This window comes from Pseudomonas sp. FSL W5-0299 (assembly GCF_005930655.1).
Taxonomy (GTDB): domain Bacteria; phylum Pseudomonadota; class Gammaproteobacteria; order Pseudomonadales; family Pseudomonadaceae; genus Aquipseudomonas; species Aquipseudomonas mandelii.
The window spans coordinates 1-15942 of record NZ_RXHX01000022.1 but is presented as its reverse complement, the minus strand read 5'-3'; the positions used below and the strand labels follow the sequence as shown (position 1 = coordinate 15942).

Below are 15942 nucleotides of genomic sequence, written 5' to 3'. Positions count from 1 at the left end.
TGTACTCAAGGTTTCGAACCTTAAGGGCAGGGTAGGGGTTTGTCCATGCGGCTTTGGGTTTCATCGTTTCGGGAGGTAGGAAAAGTCGCCGATTGACGGGGTCGTAGTAAACAAAATCAAACTCGTCTGTACGAGTTGTTGCTTTAACTCGTACAGACGAGTACTTTTCGCTTCGGCGTGCTGCCAAAAACAAAAAACTACAGCGGAAGAAAAGCATGAGCCACGACTATCCGAACATCGCCAGCGAGCTGCTGCAAAGCCTCGGTGGGAGCGACAACCTCGAGCAGGCCGCGCACTGCGTCACACGTCTGCGCCTGGCCCTCAAGGACCCGAGCCTGGTCGACAGCGCCACGCTGAATCAGATTGACCTGGTGAAAGGCTCATTCTTCACCGGTGGTCTGTTCCAGGTGGTCATCGGCCCCGGCGAGGTTGAAAAGGTGTACGCCGAACTGCGCCGTCAAACCGGTCTCGCCGCCTCAACCATCGCCGACGTTAAACAAAAAAGCGCCGACAAGATAAACGCGATGCAGCGTCTTGTGCGGGTGTTTTCCGACGTGTTCATGCCGATCCTGCCGGCGTTGATCATTGCGGGGCTGTTGATGGGCATCAACAACCTGATCGGCGCCAAGGGGATGTTCCTCGAAGGCCAGACCCTGCTGGATGCCTACCCGAAACTCGACGGGCTCTGGAGCCTGATCAACCTGATGGCCAACACCTCGTTTGTGTTCTTGCCGGCACTGGTGGGCTGGTCGGCGGCCAAGCGGTTTGGTGGCAGCGAAATTCTCGGCATCGTGCTCGGCCTGATGCTGGTTCACCCGGACCTGCTCAACGCCTGGAACTACGGCAAAGCGGTGGCCGGGCTGGACGGGCAAAGCCTGCCGTACTTCGACATCCTCGGGCTGTTCCAGATCGAGAAGGTCGGTTACCAGGGCCAAATCCTGCCGATCCTGCTGGCGGCCTATGTCATGAGCGTCATCGAAAAATGGCTGCGGGCGCGGGTGCCGAACGCCGTGCAATTGCTGGTGGTGCCGATTACCACCATCGTGGTCACCGGTGTATTGGCACTGGCCGTGATCGGCCCGGTGACCCGGCATCTTGGGATTCTCATCACCGAAGGCGTGGTCATGCTGTTTGACCTCGCGCCGATGGTCGGCGGGGCGATTTTCGGGCTGCTCTACGCGCCGCTGGTGATCACCGGCATGCACCACATGTTCCTCGCGGTCGACTTGCAACTGATCTCCACCCAGGGCGGCACGTTCATCTGGCCGATGATCGTCATGTCCAACCTCGCCCAGGGCAGCGCGGCACTGGCGGTGTTCTACATGACCCGCAGTGTCCGCGACAAAAGCATGGCCTCGACCTCGGCGATTTCCGCCTATTTCGGCATCACCGAACCGGCCATGTTCGGGGTCAACCTGCGCTACAAGTTTCCGTTCTATGCGGCCCTTTGCGGCTCGGCCCTGGGTTGCATCTTCCTGTCGCTGAACAAGGTCCAGGCCTCGGCCATCGGTGTGGGTGGCTTGCCCGGTTTCATCTCGATCATTCCGCAGTTCATTCCGATGTTTGTGATTGGAATGGTGATTGCGATGGTCGTGCCGTTTGTTCTGACCTGTGGGTTGAGCATGAAGATTATCCGGCCAGGGTATCGGGTTGCCTGACAGACCGGATTCCCGAGCAAGGCCTGGACAAAATTATTGAAGGAATAGCGCCATGCAAGACTGGCAACGTTCGGTGATCTATCAGATCTACCCGAAGAGTTTTCACAGCCACGCCGGCAACCCCACGGGGGATTTGCTCGGCGTCGTGGCCAAGCTCGATTACCTGCACTGGCTGGGTGTCGACTGCCTGTGGATCACGCCGTTCCTGCGTTCGCCCCAGCGCGACAACGGTTACGACATCAGCGATTACTACGCCATCGACCCGAGCTACGGGACCATGGCCGATTGTGAGTTGCTGATTGCCGAGGCGGGCAAGCGCGGGATCAAGCTGATGCTCGATATCGTGGTCAACCACACCTCGATCGAACACGCCTGGTTCCAGCAGGCCCGTAGCAGCCTCGACAACCCGTACCGCGACTTTTACATCTGGCGCGATCAGCCGAACAACTGGGAATCCAAGTTCGGTGGTTCGGCCTGGGAATACGAAGCGCAGACCGGTCAGTACTTCCTGCACCTGTTCGATCACACCCAGGCCGACCTGAATTGGGACAACCCGAAGGTGCGCGCCGAAGTCTTCAAGATGATGCGTTTCTGGCGCGATAAAGGCGTGGGCGGTTTCCGTCTGGATGTGATCAACCTGATCTCCAAACCTTCGGACTTTCCAGAAGACAACACCGACGGCCGACGCTTCTACACCGACGGCCCGAACGTGCATGAATACTTGCAGCAAATGCACCGCGAAGTCTTCGAAGGTCACGACCTGATCAACGTCGGCGAGATGTCGTCCACCAGCCTGGAACACTGCATTCGCTACTCGAAGCCAGAGTCGAAAGAACTGTCGATGACGTTCAACTTTCATCACCTGAAGGTCGATTACCCGAACCTGCAGAAGTGGATTCGCGCCGACTTCGACTTCCTCGAACTCAAGCGCATTCTCTCGGACTGGCAGACCGGCATGCAGGCCGGCGGTGGCTGGAACGCGTTGTTCTGGTGTAACCACGACCAGCCACGGGTGGTGTCGCGTTTCGGCAACGACGGCGAGTTTCGGGTGATCTCGGCGAAGATGCTCGGCACCGCGCTGCACTTCCTTCAGGGCACACCATTTGTGTATCAGGGCGAAGAACTGGGCATGACCAATCCGGGGTTTGATCACATCGATCAGTACCGCGATGTCGAGACGCTCAACATCTTTCGCTTCAAGCGGGAGGCTGGTGCAAGTGATGCCGACAACATGGCGGCGATCATGCAGAAATCCCGGGACAACGGCCGTACGCCGATGCACTGGAACACCGAGCCGAACGCAGGATTCAGCGCCGCAGAACCCTGGATTGGCGTGCCGGCCAACGCGACGCAGATCAACGTCGCCACCCAGCTCGAAGACCCGGACTCCGTGCTGCATCACTACCGTCAGTTGATTGCCCTGCGCCGTAGCGAAGCGCTGATTTCCGATGGCGTCTATCGGCAATTGTTGCCGGAGCACCCGCAAATCTGGGCGTATGTGCGTGAAGGTCAAGGCGAGCGTTTGCTGGTACTGAACAACTTCTATGGCACGCCGTGCGACGTCGAGCTGCCCGATGACGTGATCAGCGAAGCCATGACTCAACGCCTGGTCATCAGCAATTACCCGAACTGTCCGCCGCGAAACCGGCAGATTTCTTTAAGGCCCTATGAGTCGTTCGTTTTGCACCTGACCGACTGATCGACCACTAAAAACACCGACTTTAAAAAACACGCAGAGCGCTGCGCGGGGGAGTTTTGCGCGCCGAATTTGCGGAACAACACAATAAAAATAATGGGGTGGTTCTTGAAAAAAACACTAAATTGCAGCCTTGCTGCCGCGAGCTTATGCCTGGCGTTGCCGTTATCAGCGCAGGCCCTGGAGTTCGGCGGCTACGTGCGCAGCGGCGTCGGGACATCGGTCAACAGTGGAAAACAACAGTGTTTCCAACTGCCCGGCGCGCAGACCAAATACCGCTTGGGCAACGAGTGTGAGCAATACGGTGAGCTTGAGCTTCGCCAGGACCTGTACACCCTGGACGATGGTTCGGTGCTGAGCGTCGACGGCATGGCTTCTCTGTATAACCAGTACGACAAGGACCTGACGTTCAATGGCGACAATGGCTCGGTGCGCATGCCGCAGTTGTACGCGCAGTGGTCGAACATGCCGAGCCTCAACGGCGGTTCGCTTTGGGCCGGTCGGCGTTACTACAAGCGAAACGACATCCACATCTCCGACTTCTACTACTGGAACCAGAGCGCCACGGGCGGTGGTATCGAGGATGTGCTGATCGGCGATCTGAAATACAGCTATGCCTTCTCGCGCAAGGACAACCTGTATCAGAAGGACTACATCAACCGTCACGATTTCAACGTCGCCGGTTTCCACACCAACCCCGGCGGTGAACTGGAACTCGGACTGAGCTACATAGACAAACCCGACAGCCGCGACGCACACCGCGGCTGGGCAATCACCGCACAGCATGTGCAAAAAGGTTTTCTGGGCGGCAAGAACAAACTGGCCTTCCAGTACGGCGAAGGCCCCGGCACCGGGCTGGGCTATACCGGCAACGTAAAGCTGGACGACAGCAACAAAAGCTACCGGGTGGTGGAGTTCTTCGACTGGCAAGTGACGCCACGGTTTGGCGGACAAGTCGAGGCGGTTTACCAGAAGGATATTCGCCCGGACGGGGCCGATCAGAACTGGATTTCCCTGGGAATTCGTCCGGCGTACGCGATCACCGAGCAGTTCAAACTGGTGACCGAACTGGGCCACGATCAGGTCGAAGCTGCGGGCGGCACGCGCAAGCTGAGCAAGTTCACCTTCGCCCCGACATGGTCGCCCAAAGGTCCGGAATTCTGGGCGCGGCCCGAAGTGCGTCTGTATTACACCTATGCCAGCTGGAACGAGGCGGCCAAACGGGCAGCCAATGAACTGGCGGCGGGCTCGGCATTGTCCGATACCGGCGCCTTCGGCACGGCGCGGCACGGTGCGAATGTCGGATTGCAGGTCGAGTATTGGTGGAAATAAGCGATGCTGTCGGAGCCTCGCGCTCCATCGGCACTTCAAAGAACAAAACAGCAGGTGACGTCATGGCCACACCCCAACAATTGCAACTGCACGCCCCCCTGTCAGGCGTATTGGTGCCGCTGGACCTCGTGCCCGACCCGGTGTTTTCCAGCCGGGTCATCGGCGACGGGCTGTGCATCGACCCGACTTCAACGACCTTGTGCGCGCCGCTGGCCGGGGTTGTCAGCAATGTGCAGGCCAGTGGGCATGCCGTCAGCATCACTGACGAAAAGGGTGTGCAGGTGTTGATGCACATCGGCCTCGACACGGTGAACCTGGCCGGAAACGGGTTTACGCGGCTGGTGGAGGAAGGCCAGCAGGTTGACGTTGGGCAGGCGCTGATCGAGTTCGATGCCGATTTTGTTGCATTGAATGCCCGCAGCCTGCTGACGTTGATGCTGGTGGTCAGTGGAGAACCGTTCACCTGGCTGGCGCCGGAAACGGGTCTGGTAGACAGTGGCCATCCGCTGCTGAGCCTGAACCTTGTCGAGCAGACAAGCGATACGCCGCTAACCGAAGCGGAAGAAGCGCTGTTTTCAAAACCGGTGACGCTGGCCAACCTCAACGGCTTGCACGCCCGTCCAGCCGCGGTATTCGCCCAGGCGGCAAAAGCTTTTTCGGCGAGCATCTACCTGCATAAAAAGCAGGAGACTGCGAACGCGAAATCCCTGGTGGCGATCATGGCGTTGCAGACGGCGCACGGTGATGTCATGCAAGTCAGCGCGGCCGGTCCGGATGCGGAAGCGGCGATCAAGACGCTGGCCGAACTGCTGCTGACTGGATGCGGTGAAGCGGTCGCGGGTCCGATGCAGGTTGAGGTGAGTGCGGTCGAGGCTTCATCGCTGACGGTGCTGCGCGGGGTTTGTGCATCACCCGGGTCGGCGTTTGGCCAAGTGGTACAGATCGCCGAACAAAACCTGGAAGTGAATGAACTCGGCTCAACACCGCAGGTGGAACGCGATCATCTGTCCCGTGCCCTGGCCGAAGCACTGGTGGCCCTGCAACAGCTGCGTGACAACGCCAAGAGCGACGCGCAGGCCGACATTTTCAAGGCGCATCAGGAGCTGCTCGAAGACCCTGGTTTGCTGGAAGTGGCTCACGTACTGATCGATGAAGGCAAAAGCGCCGGGTTTGCTTGGCGCTCGGCCACCGAGTCAGCAGCCACCTTGTTCAAGAGCCTGGGTAACGCCCTGCTCGCGGAGCGGGCGGCGGACCTCGCCGATGTGAGCCAGCGGGTGCTCAAGCAGATCCTCGGCGTACGGGATCAGGTGATGGAGCTGCCTGAAGGCGCGATCCTGATCGCCGAACAACTGACGCCGTCGCAGACCGCCGGGCTCGATACCCGCAAGGTACTGGGTTTCGCCACGGTGGGTGGCGGTGCCACCAGCCACGTCGCGATCCTCGCCCGGGCGTTCGGTTTGCCGGCGATCTGCGGACTGTCGGTACAAGTGCTGGCGCTGGTCAATGGAACCCAGGTGTTGCTCGATGCCGACAAGGGCGAATTGCAGCTGGATCCGGATCTGCAGGCCATCGAACAGCTGCAAGCCAAGCGCCAGCTTCAACAGCAACGCCGGCAGCATGAGTTGGCGCACGCAACACTGGCCGCCTGCACCCGCGACGGTCACCATTTTGAAGTGACGGCCAACATCGCTTCGCTGGCCGAAGCCGAGCAGGCCGTTGCACTGGGAGGCGAGGGCGTCGGTTTGCTCCGTTCGGAGTTTCTCTATCTGGATCGCAACCATGCGCCGAGCCATGACGAGCAGGCGTCTACTTACAACGCCATCGCCAAAGTACTCGGGCCGACGCGCAATCTGGTGGTGCGCACCCTGGACGTCGGCGGTGACAAACCGCTGGCCTACGTGCCGATGGACAGCGAAACCAACCCCTTCCTCGGCATGCGCGGGATTCGTTTGTGCCTGGAGCGCCCGCAGCTGTTGCGCGATCAGTTCAAGGCCATCCTTGGCAGTGTCGGGCTCGCTCGCCTGCACATCATGCTGCCGATGGTTACGCAGCTGTCGGAGTTGCGCCTGGCTCGGCAACTGCTCGAAGAAGAGGCACTGGTTTTGGGCCTCACGGAACTGCCCAAGCTGGGCATCATGATCGAAGTGCCGGCGGCGGCACTGATGGCGGACCTGTTTGCACCCGAGGTGGATTTCTTTTCCATTGGCACCAACGACCTCACGCAATACACCCTGGCCATGGACCGCGATCACCCGCGGCTGGCCAGTCAGGCCGACAGCTTTCATCCGGCGGTGCTGCGCTTGATTGCCAGCACCGTAAAGGCTGCGCACGCCCACGGCAAATGGGTCGGTGTGTGTGGCGCGATGGCCTCCGAGACGCTGGCCGTTCCGCTGTTGCTGGGGCTCGGGGTGGATGAACTGTCGGTGAGTGTGCCGTTGATTCCGTCGATCAAGGCAGCGGTTCGTGAGCTGGACCTGATGGACTGTCAGGCCATCGCCCAGCAAGTGCTGGGCCTGGAAAGTGCCGGACAGGTACGCGAGGCATTGCGCCTGTATCACGAGGCGACGGTCGATACTTCACTGGTTCTGGAGAACTGAACATGTTCGAGAAAATGCAGCGGGCGTTCTGGAAAGCGTTGACGCCGGATCTGGTGGCGGAGGAGCCGAAGGCAGTTGTTCAGCCGGTGTCCGGGTTGCCAGCGAATGTCGTGGACGCACTGGGTGGCGTGGATAACCTCAAGTCTCAGCAGCCTGTAGCGTTGACCCGGGTCCGGGTGGCGTTGCGGGATGTGGCGCGGATGGATCGGCAGGCATTGAGTGTGGCAGGTGTGCCGGGCGTCATGATGCTGGACGACGGGGTGGTGCATCTGATTACCGGCCTGCAGCCATAACCGATTCCCTTCAGGGGGATGTGCGGCCCTCGGTCGCCCTTACTGTTTCTCATCCGCAGGTGTATCGTATTCGCCTTTTACAGGCCCTCGGGCCTGTCGCTGATACGTGAGGTAGTTGAGTTCATGTCCTTTACCCGTCGCCAAATCCTCGGTGGCCTGGCCGGTCTTGTTGTCGTTGGTGTCGGAGCGGGGGGCGCGTCGCGGTACTGGCTGGGCAAGATGGCTGATGCTGACGCCGGTCATGACTATGAGCTGATCGCCGCACCGCTGGACGTCGAACTGGTCGCCGGGCACAAGACCGAAGCCTGGGCGTTCGGCCCTTCGGCACCGGGCACCGAGTTGCGGGTTCGTCAGGGTGAATGGTTGCGGGTGCGTTTCATCAACCATCTGCCGGTGGCGACCACCATTCACTGGCACGGCATCCGCCTGCCGCTGGAAATGGACGGTGTCCCGTACGTTTCGCAATTGCCGGTGCTGCCTGGGGAGTACTTCGACTACAAGTTCCGTGTGCCAGACGCGGGCAGTTACTGGTATCACCCGCACGTGAACAGCAGCGAAGAGCTCGGCCGCGGCCTCGTCGGCCCGCTGATCGTCGAAGAGCGTCAGCCCACCGGTTTCAAATACGAAAAAACCCTGAGCCTCAAGAGCTGGCACGTCGATGAAGAGGGGGCTTTCGTGGCCTTCAGCATTCCTCGCGAAGCCGCCCGGGGTGGCACGGCGGGACGGCTGTCGACCATCAACGGTGTCTCGCAAGCGGTGATCGACTTGCCCGCCGGGCAAATCACCCGCGTGCGCCTGCTCAACCTCGATAACACCCTGACCTATCGCCTCAATATTCCTGGCGTCGAAGCGCAGATCTACGCGCTGGATGGCAATCCGGTGGAGCCGCGCCCGCTGGGCAAGGAATACTGGCTCGGCCCGGGCATGCGTATCTGCCTGGCGATCAAGGCGCCGCCCGCCGGTGAAGAACTGTCCCTGCGCAACGGCCCGGTTCGCCTGGGCACGTTGCGCTCGGTGGCCAACACCGATGCACCCACCGAATGGCCCGCTGCCCTGCCGGCCAACCCGGTGGCCGAGCCCGACCTGGCCAATGCCGAGAAACTCAACTTCAATTTCGAATGGGTGGGCTCGGTGTCGGTCAACGTCGACAACGGCAAGCCGCCGAGCCTGTGGCAGATTAACGGCAAGGCCTGGGACATCACGGACAAGACCTGCGCCGACCGCCCGATTGCCAAGCTCGAAAAGGGCAAGAGCTACATTTTCGAATTGAAGAACATGACTCAGTATCAGCACCCGATTCACCTGCACGGCATGAGCTTCAAGGTCATCGCCTCGAACCGGCACAAGGTGATCCCGTACTTCACCGACACCTACCTGTTGGGCAAGAACGAGCGCGCACGAGTGGCGCTGGTGGCGGATAACCCCGGCGTGTGGATGTTCCATTGCCATGTGATCGATCACATGGAAACCGGCCTGATGGCCGCTATCGAGGTGGCTTGATGCGTCAGATACGTCCCGCCGCGATCATCGACCGCAGCCGTGACCGCGACTTCATGCGCGAAGCCCTGGCCTTGGCCGCACAAGGCGCGGCGCTGGGTGAGGTGCCCGTGGGCGCGGTGTTGGTGCAGAACGGCGAAATCATCGGTCGCGGCTTCAATTGCCCGATCAGCGGCAACGACCCGAGTGCCCACGCCGAAATGGTCGCAATCCGCGCCGCAGCCTTGGCCGCCAGCAACTATCGTCTGCCAGGCAGCACGCTGTACGTAACCCTTGAACCGTGCAGCATGTGCGCAGGGCTGATCGTGCATTCACGGATTGCGCGGGTGGTGTATGGCGCGCTGGAGCCCAAGGCCGGGATTGTGCAGAGTCAGGGGCAGTTTTTTACCCAGGGCTTCTTGAACCACCGGGTGTTGTTTGAAGGCGGGGTGTTGGCGGAGGAATGCGGGGCGGTACTCAGCGAGTTTTTCAAGGCTAGACGCGCAAAGCCCACGGAATAAACACCGGTCCTTGTGGGAGCGAGCCTGCTCGCGAAAGCGGTATGTCAGTCACATCAATGCTGGATGTGCCGCCGTCTTCGCGAGCAGGCTCGCTCCCACAGTTGATCTCCATTGGTGGTGAGATCGCGGGGGGTTACTTACGGGCCACGATGACGGCACGCATCGGCGCCGGCAGTCCTTCAATCGTTTTGCTGTGATCGTCCGGATCCAGGAAGTCACTCAGCGACTGATACTTCATCCACTCCGTCCCGCGCTGTTCCTCGACCGTGGTCACGCTCACGTCGACACAGCGAACGTCCGTAAACCCGGCACGTCGCAACCACAACTCCAGCGCCGGCACCGACGGCAGGAACCACACGTTGCGCATCTGCGCATAACGGTCTTCCGGCACCAGCACCTGCTGTTGATCGCCTTCGATCACCAACGTCTCCAGCACCAACTCGCCGCCCTTGACCAGGCAATCCTTCAGCGCCAGCAAATGCTCGATCGGCGAACGACGGTGGTAGAACACGCCCATGGAAAATACCGTGTCGAAGCCTTCCATGTTCGGTGGCAGGTCTTCGAAAGGGAACGGCAGGTGCCAGGCATTGGGTTCTGACAAGTAACGCTGCACCGCCTGGAACTGGCAGAAGAACAGCCAGTTCGGGTCGACACCGATCACACTGTCGGCGCCAGCACCGAGCATGCGCCACATGTAGTAACCATTGCCGCAACCCACATCGAGGATGCGTTTGCCCTTGAGGTCCAGGTGCGGCGCGACCCGCGACCATTTCCAGTCCGAACGCCATTCCGTGTCGACGTGCACACCAAACAGATCAAACGGTCCTTTGCGCCATGGCGACAACCCCATCAACGCGGTGCGCATTTGCGCGCGGGTCTCAGGGTCGCAATCGGTGTCCAGTGTCAGACCGTTCAACAAGTCGACTTCACTCGGCTGAATCTTCGGCAACGCATCCAGCGCACTTTGCCAGCGCTCCAGGTCGCCGTGGCCCTTTTCCATTTTCTTGTCGAGTTGCGCTTGCAGGGTGTTGGCCCATTCGGCCAGCGGCGTGCCGGCCAGACGGCGGGCGAGGGGGGACAGATCAATCATGGCAAGGCAATCAACGAAGCAAAGTTAAGACACTGGAACCACGGCACGACTTTCGAGAACCCGGCCGCCAACAGGCGCTCGCGGTGTTCTTCGAGGCTGTCGGGCTTCATGACGTTTTCGATGGCGCTGCGCTTCTGGGCGATTTCCAGTTCGCTGTAGCCGTTGGCGCGTTTGAACGCGACGTGCAAATCAGTGAGCAACGCATGTTCTTCGAGGTCGTTGAAGCGCAGCTTCTCCGACAGGATCAACGCACCGCCAGGCAGCAGCGATTGGCGGATGCGCGAAAGCAACGCGGTGCGCTGGTCCGGGGCGATGAATTGCAGGGTGAAGTTCAGTGCCACCACCGAGGCGGGCTGGAATTCGAGGGCGAGGATGTCACCTTCGATCACTTCCACGGGCAGCAACTCCTGGAACATCGAGTCTTGACCGTTGAGGTATTCACGGCAGCGCTCGACCATCGCGGCGGAGTTATCCACAGCGATCACGCGGCAACCGTCGGTGCGCACGTGGCGGCGCAATGCTTGAGTCACGGCGCCCAGGGACGAGCCGAGGTCGTAGAGCACGCTATTGGGCTGGGCGAATTGCGCGGCGAGCACGCCGAGGTTCTCGACGATGGTCGGATAACCCGGCACCGAGCGCTTGATCATGTCCGGGAACACCCGCACCACGTCCTCGTTAAAGGCGAAGTCGGGCACCTGGGCCAAAGGCTGGGCGAAAAGGCGATCGGGTTCTTTGCTCACGGCGGTTCCAGCGGCGTAGGTGGAAAAGGCCGGCATTTTAGCCAAATTGACGGGGGGATGCGCGGGTTGTCTGACGAATTCAACGCGGTTTCGGTCCAAACGCAGACGCCGCAATCCCCCATTGCCCCAGCCAGTAACTGAGAATGATCACGTAGGGCGCCGCATTGAATGGCACAGCAAAGCGACTGATGCCAATCACGCTATCGGAAAACACAAACGCCACCGCGCCACCCGCCGCCAGCAGCGCCGAGCGTTTTGGCACGTCGGTCCCGAGCCGGGCCAGCGCCCGCCAGAGCATCGCACTGATGGCCAAACCGTAGACGATCACCGGAATCAACAGTGGGCCCAGCCCGTGGGAAATCAAAATCCCCAGCAGCACCGCGCCAACCCCCAAGGCAATCACCAATGGCAACAACGCCAACCGCCGGCAATCGCTCAAGTAAGCTTTCAGATACGCCAGGTGGGCGACCAGAAATGCCCCAAGGCCAAACACAAACAAATCCCCCGGCCACGCCAGCAACACATCGCCGAGCAGGGAGAAAATCAATCCAAGGCTGATCCAGCGCCGATACTCAGTGGGCGGTGCGTCGTGCAGCCAACCGAGCAGCGCCAAGACCGGCAACGGTTTGACCAGCAGGCACAGCAGCGCAGCGTGCACGCTCAAGCCATACAGAAAGGTCACTGCGCCCATCAGCGCCAGAATCAGCCAGCCCACGATCAGTTGACCGCAATCGCGCAATCGAAGGTTTTCACGGCCGGCACTTCCGGGGCCCATGGCTGTGAATAGGTCAGGCGCAAGCGGCCTGTACCGGTGGCAAATGCCTGGAAGCGCCAGGTCGAAATCCCGGCGCTGCCGACGATCCCGGCGTCTTCAGGGTTGCTGTACACCTCGGGGCTGAGCGCATGCAGCACGCCACCAGCCGAATCCTGGATCGACCAGCGATAACCCGTGGTCGGGTTGCTTGGCAGGGTCAGGATGAGGTTTTGTCCATTGCGCATTTGCACCGGGCATTCGCCTTGTTTTTCCACGGTCACGTTCTGTTTCGGTTGCGTGGCGCAAGCGGCCAGCAAGGTGAGGGCGAGAGGGACAAACAGGCGAGTGGGGGACATAAGTTCAGTGGCTCCGGCATTCACGACGAACGGCGAGCATAACTGAAGATGAGACAAATTGTGACGGAAGGGACTACGGGCGCGATCTTCTGGTACCTGTTCAGCGCCCGTAGAGGTGCAGTCAGGCCTATTTCGCCGTGGTGTAAGTCATGTGGCTTTGAAATTCTCCGGAAAGATCAATGCTTTTACCGGTAGTCGACGATTCCAGAGTTAGATTGAAACCAGTGACAATATGACTGGTTTGATCAGGCGAGCTGTCCAAAAGAACCAGGTTTACCGTGCCTTTGGTTGCTTTGTAATGCTCGGGGGATTGCATGCCCAGTTGATTGTTAAGCACTTCATGGAAATTCGCCGCGAGGAAGGGGCCCGCTTGCGCAAGTTCGTGAGTGCCACTTTTAATGTCTTTGCTGAAAGTAAACGACAGGTGCTTTTCGGCAGGACGGTTCCGGTTCTGATAAAAACCAATCGTCGTTTCGTTCAGGATTAAAAGTCGAATCTCCAGATCATTCGATCTGAACTCAAGCCGACCGGGCCCCATGAACCTCATGTTGCCATCCAAGGCGAACAGTTCTTCGGTAGAGGGGCTGATTTTATCTGTCATGTGCTAATTCCTTTTGATGATGAGCCATTCTCGAGTGGGAAGTTTGGCGAGCAATTCAATAGGAGGTAACTGTCATGTCTGACAGTTACTTAGCTTTATTAGGAATAAGAGTGGTTCGCCAGCACACCTGCAGTGCAGGCATGATGGCGAACACTCATTCAGAACAAAATCTTCGCCACATCCGCAAAGCGCTTGGCAAAGTGCACGGTAATCCCTTCCTTCAGATAGTCCGGCAGTTCGTCAAAGCTGCCACGGTTCGGCTCCGGCAGGATCAATTCGAAGATTTTCTGGCGCCGCGCCGCAATCACCTTCTCACGCACCCCGCCAATCGGTAGTACATGCCCGGTCAGCGTGAGTTCGCCGGTCATGGCGATGCCTTTTTTCGGCGCCTGGTTTCGGGCGAGCGAGAGCAGGGCGCTGGCCATGGTCACGCCGGCGCTCGGGCCGTCTTTCGGGGTGGCGCCTTCCGGGACGTGCAGGTGGACGAAGGCTTCGTCGAAGAATTTCGGATCACCGCCAAACGACTTCAGATTCGAGCTGACATAGCTGTAGGCGATTTCCGCCGACTCTTTCATCACGTCGCCCAGTTGCCCGGTGAGTTTGAAGCCACGGTTGAGCGTGTGGATGCGCGTGGCTTCGATCGGCAATGTTGCGCCGCCCATGCTGGTCCAGGCCAGCCCGGTGATCACGCCGGTGCCGGACAGCACTTGCTCGTTGCGGAACACCGGATGGCCGAGCGAGGCTTCCAGGTCTTTCGGCCCGATTTTGATCACCGCTTTCGGCTCGTCGATCAACTTCACCACGGCTTTGCGCACCAGTTTGCCCAGCTGTTTTTCCAAGTGGCGCACCCCGGCTTCACGGGCATAACCGTCGATCAGGGCTTTGAGCGCGCTGTCGCTGATGCTCAAGCTGCCTTTGGACACGCCGGCCTTTTCCAGCTGCTTGGGCCACAGGTGACGCTTGGCGATGGCGATTTTTTCTTCGGTGATGTAACCCGACAGGCGAATCACTTCCATCCGGTCCAGCAATGGGCCGGGAATCGAATCCAGGGTGTTGGCGGTGCAGATGAACAGCACTTTCGACAGGTCCATCCGCAGGTCGAGATAGTGGTCGAGAAATTCGACGTTCTGTTCCGGGTCCAGCGTTTCCAGCAGCGCCGAGGCCGGGTCGCCCTGGTAGCTTTGGCCCATCTTGTCGATTTCGTCGAGCATGATCACCGGGTTCATCACTTCGACGTCTTTCAACGCTTGCACGAGTTTGCCCGGTTGTGCGCCGATGTAGGTGCGTCGGTGGCCCTTGATCTCGGCTTCGTCGCGCATGCCGCCGAGGCTGAAGCGGTAGAACGGCCGGCCGAGGGATTCGGCGATGGATTTGCCGACACTGGTTTTACCCACGCCCGGCGGGCCGACCAGCAAGACGATGGAACCGCTGATCTCGCCTTTATAAGCACCGACCGCAAGGAATTCGAGGATGCGGTCCTTGATGTCGTCGAGGCCGGCGTGGTGTTTGTCCAGCACCTTGCGCGCGTGCTTGAGGTCGAGTTTGTCCTCGCCGTACACGCCCCACGGCACCGAAGTCGCCCAGTCGAGGTAGTTGCGGGTGACGGCGTATTCCGGCGAACCGGTCTCGAGGATCGACAGCTTGTTCATTTCCTCTTCGATGCGTTTCTGCGCTTGGCTCGACAGCACCTTGCCTTCCAGACGCTGCTCGAACTGTTCGATGTCGGCGCTGCGGTCGTCCTTGGTCAGCCCCAGCTCTTGCTGGATGACCTTGAGTTGTTCCTTGAGGAAGAACTCGCGCTGATGCTCGCCGATCTTGCGGTTAACTTCGGCGGAAATCTCTTTCTGCAGCCGCGCAACTTCGACTTCCTTGCGCAGCATCGGCAGGACTTTTTCCATGCGCTTGAGCATAGGCACGCAGTCGAGCACTTCTTGCAGCTCGCTGCCGGTGGCCGAGGTCAGGGCGGCGGCGAAGTCGGTCAGCGGCGACGGATCGTTGGGGCTGAAGCGGTTGAGGTAGTTTTTCAGCTCTTCGCTGTACAGCGGGTTGAGTGGCAGCAGTTCCTTGATCGCATTGATCAGCGCCATGCCGTAGGCCTTGACCTCGTCGGTCGGCTCGGTGGGCTGGTGCGGGTATTCGACTTCCACCAGATACGGCGGGCGATGGTGCTTGAGCCAGGTGCGGATGCGCACGCGGGTCAGGCCTTGGGCGACGAATTGCAGTTTGCCGTTTTCGCGACTGGCGTGGTGCACCTTGACCAGAGTGCCGTACAGCGGCAGGGCCGAGGTGTCGAAATGGCGCGGATCTTCCTGGGGCGTGTCCATGTAGAACAGGGCCAGGGAGTGGTGATCGGATTTACTCACAAGATCCAGCGTTTCAGCCCACGGTTCTTCATTGACGATGACCGGCAGCACTTGGGCCGGGAAGAACGGGCGGTTGTGGATCGGGATGATGTAGACCTTGTCCGGCAGGTTCTGGCCGGGCAGGGCGAGGCCTTTGCCGGTGGAATGGTGTTCGGCGTTCTCTGGGTCGGCGTATTCGCTCGGGTCTTCAGGGAATTCTTGCTGGTCGCTCATGGGGCACCTGCGCAATGGGGTATGGGTCTTAGATGGGGCAGGTGGGGGGTGGTTTCAATGGGGCAGGATATTTCTGGGTGTATGTTCAGGTTTTGGACAGGTGCTTTTGACTTGGCGGCCTTTGGGCCGACCATGTTCTTGGGGGTTGGGTACATATCCGTTTCTGCGGCAACGGCCACTTATGGTTTCGCCCTTACGGCGAGTCCCTTTTGTCAAACGCCACAAAAGGAACCAAAAAGTCTCGCCCCAAGC

Annotated in this window: 13 protein-coding genes; 7 read left to right on the top strand and 6 right to left on the bottom strand. The window is 59.9% G+C overall.

Annotation, left to right across the window (positions count from 1 at the left end):
* Positions 1-215: 215 nt before the first annotated feature.
* The 7 genes from treP (at position 216) to tadA (ending at position 9573) form a co-directional block, all read left to right on the top strand.
* Positions 216-1658, top strand: a complete 1443-nt coding sequence (gene treP / locus FHL16_RS22580; RefSeq protein ID WP_010457812.1) for a PTS system trehalose-specific EIIBC component — start codon at positions 216-218, stop codon at positions 1656-1658.
* Between the two features lie 52 nt (positions 1659-1710).
* Positions 1711-3357 (top strand): alpha,alpha-phosphotrehalase, encoded by a 1647-nt coding sequence (gene treC / locus FHL16_RS22575; protein ID WP_077749329.1) that lies wholly within the window; start codon positions 1711-1713, stop codon positions 3355-3357.
* 93 nt (positions 3358-3450) lie between these two features.
* Entirely contained in the window at positions 3451-4686 is a 1236-nt protein-coding gene (locus FHL16_RS22570) for a maltoporin (RefSeq protein ID WP_371917159.1), read from the top strand.
* Positions 4687-4748: 62 nt separating this feature from the next.
* Positions 4749-7283 (top strand): phosphoenolpyruvate--protein phosphotransferase, encoded by a 2535-nt coding sequence (ptsP, locus tag FHL16_RS22565; protein WP_077749328.1) that lies wholly within the window; start codon positions 4749-4751, stop codon positions 7281-7283.
* Between the two features lie 2 nt (positions 7284-7285).
* Complete coding sequence (locus tag FHL16_RS22560) at positions 7286-7576, top strand: PTS transporter subunit EIIB (RefSeq protein WP_010457805.1); 291 nt, start codon at positions 7286-7288, stop codon at positions 7574-7576.
* A gap of 123 nt (positions 7577-7699) precedes the next feature.
* Positions 7700-9076 (top strand): multicopper oxidase family protein, encoded by a 1377-nt coding sequence (locus FHL16_RS22555; protein ID WP_077749327.1) that lies wholly within the window; start codon positions 7700-7702, stop codon positions 9074-9076.
* Entirely contained in the window at positions 9076-9573 is a 498-nt protein-coding gene (tadA, locus tag FHL16_RS22550; RefSeq protein ID WP_077749326.1) for a tRNA adenosine(34) deaminase TadA, read from the top strand. The genes FHL16_RS22555 and tadA overlap by 1 nt, the downstream gene beginning before the upstream one ends.
* Before the next feature lie 133 nt (positions 9574-9706).
* On the opposite strand, the gene cmoB is transcribed toward tadA, so the two are convergent.
* From cmoB to lon, 6 genes are all read right to left on the bottom strand, one after another.
* Entirely contained in the window at positions 9707-10663 is a 957-nt protein-coding gene (cmoB, locus tag FHL16_RS22545) for a tRNA 5-methoxyuridine(34)/uridine 5-oxyacetic acid(34) synthase CmoB (RefSeq protein WP_010457799.1), read from the bottom strand.
* Entirely contained in the window at positions 10660-11439 is a 780-nt protein-coding gene (gene cmoA, locus FHL16_RS22540; protein ID WP_154501569.1) for a carboxy-S-adenosyl-L-methionine synthase CmoA, read from the bottom strand. Before cmoA ends, cmoB begins: the two co-directional genes overlap by 4 nt.
* Before the next feature lie 43 nt (positions 11440-11482).
* Positions 11483-12118 (bottom strand): lysoplasmalogenase, encoded by a 636-nt coding sequence (locus tag FHL16_RS22535; protein ID WP_042933023.1) that lies wholly within the window; start codon positions 12116-12118, stop codon positions 11483-11485.
* Positions 12119-12120: 2 nt separating this feature from the next.
* Positions 12121-12513, bottom strand: a complete 393-nt coding sequence (locus tag FHL16_RS22530) for a protease inhibitor I42 family protein (RefSeq protein ID WP_077749325.1) — start codon at positions 12511-12513, stop codon at positions 12121-12123.
* A 127-nt stretch (positions 12514-12640) separates the two neighbouring features.
* Positions 12641-13114 (bottom strand): hypothetical protein, encoded by a 474-nt coding sequence (locus tag FHL16_RS22525; protein ID WP_077749324.1) that lies wholly within the window; start codon positions 13112-13114, stop codon positions 12641-12643.
* Positions 13115-13272: 158 nt separating this feature from the next.
* On the bottom strand, positions 13273-15690 hold the full coding sequence (gene lon, locus FHL16_RS22520) for an endopeptidase La (RefSeq protein ID WP_010457788.1): 2418 nt from the start codon (positions 15688-15690) through the stop codon (positions 13273-13275).
* Positions 15691-15942: the final 252 nt, after the last annotated feature.

What these genes read in the sequence shown, in the direction of transcription:
- treP (WP_010457812.1), top strand. Translation starts at nt 216, where the DNA reads ATGAGCCACGACTATCCGAACATCGCCAGCGAGCTGCTGCAAAGCCTC.
- treC (WP_077749329.1), top strand. Translation starts at nt 1,711, where the DNA reads ATGCAAGACTGGCAACGTTCGGTGATCTATCAGATCTACCCGAAGAGT.
- FHL16_RS22570 (WP_371917159.1), top strand. Translation starts at nt 3,451, where the DNA reads ATGGGGTGGTTCTTGAAAAAAACACTAAATTGCAGCCTTGCTGCCGCG.
- ptsP (WP_077749328.1), top strand. Translation starts at nt 4,749, where the DNA reads ATGGCCACACCCCAACAATTGCAACTGCACGCCCCCCTGTCAGGCGTA.
- FHL16_RS22560 (WP_010457805.1), top strand. Translation starts at nt 7,286, where the DNA reads ATGTTCGAGAAAATGCAGCGGGCGTTCTGGAAAGCGTTGACGCCGGAT.
- FHL16_RS22555 (WP_077749327.1), top strand. Translation starts at nt 7,700, where the DNA reads ATGTCCTTTACCCGTCGCCAAATCCTCGGTGGCCTGGCCGGTCTTGTT.
- tadA (WP_077749326.1), top strand. Translation starts at nt 9,076, where the DNA reads ATGCGTCAGATACGTCCCGCCGCGATCATCGACCGCAGCCGTGACCGC.
- cmoB (WP_010457799.1), bottom strand. Translation starts at nt 10,663, where the DNA reads ATGATTGATCTGTCCCCCCTCGCCCGCCGTCTGGCCGGCACGCCGCTG.
- cmoA (WP_154501569.1), bottom strand. Translation starts at nt 11,439, where the DNA reads ATGCCGGCCTTTTCCACCTACGCCGCTGGAACCGCCGTGAGCAAAGAA.
- FHL16_RS22530 (WP_077749325.1), bottom strand. Translation starts at nt 12,513, where the DNA reads ATGTCCCCCACTCGCCTGTTTGTCCCTCTCGCCCTCACCTTGCTGGCC.
- FHL16_RS22525 (WP_077749324.1), bottom strand. Translation starts at nt 13,114, where the DNA reads ATGACAGATAAAATCAGCCCCTCTACCGAAGAACTGTTCGCCTTGGAT.
- lon (WP_010457788.1), bottom strand. Translation starts at nt 15,690, where the DNA reads ATGAGCGACCAGCAAGAATTCCCTGAAGACCCGAGCGAATACGCCGAC.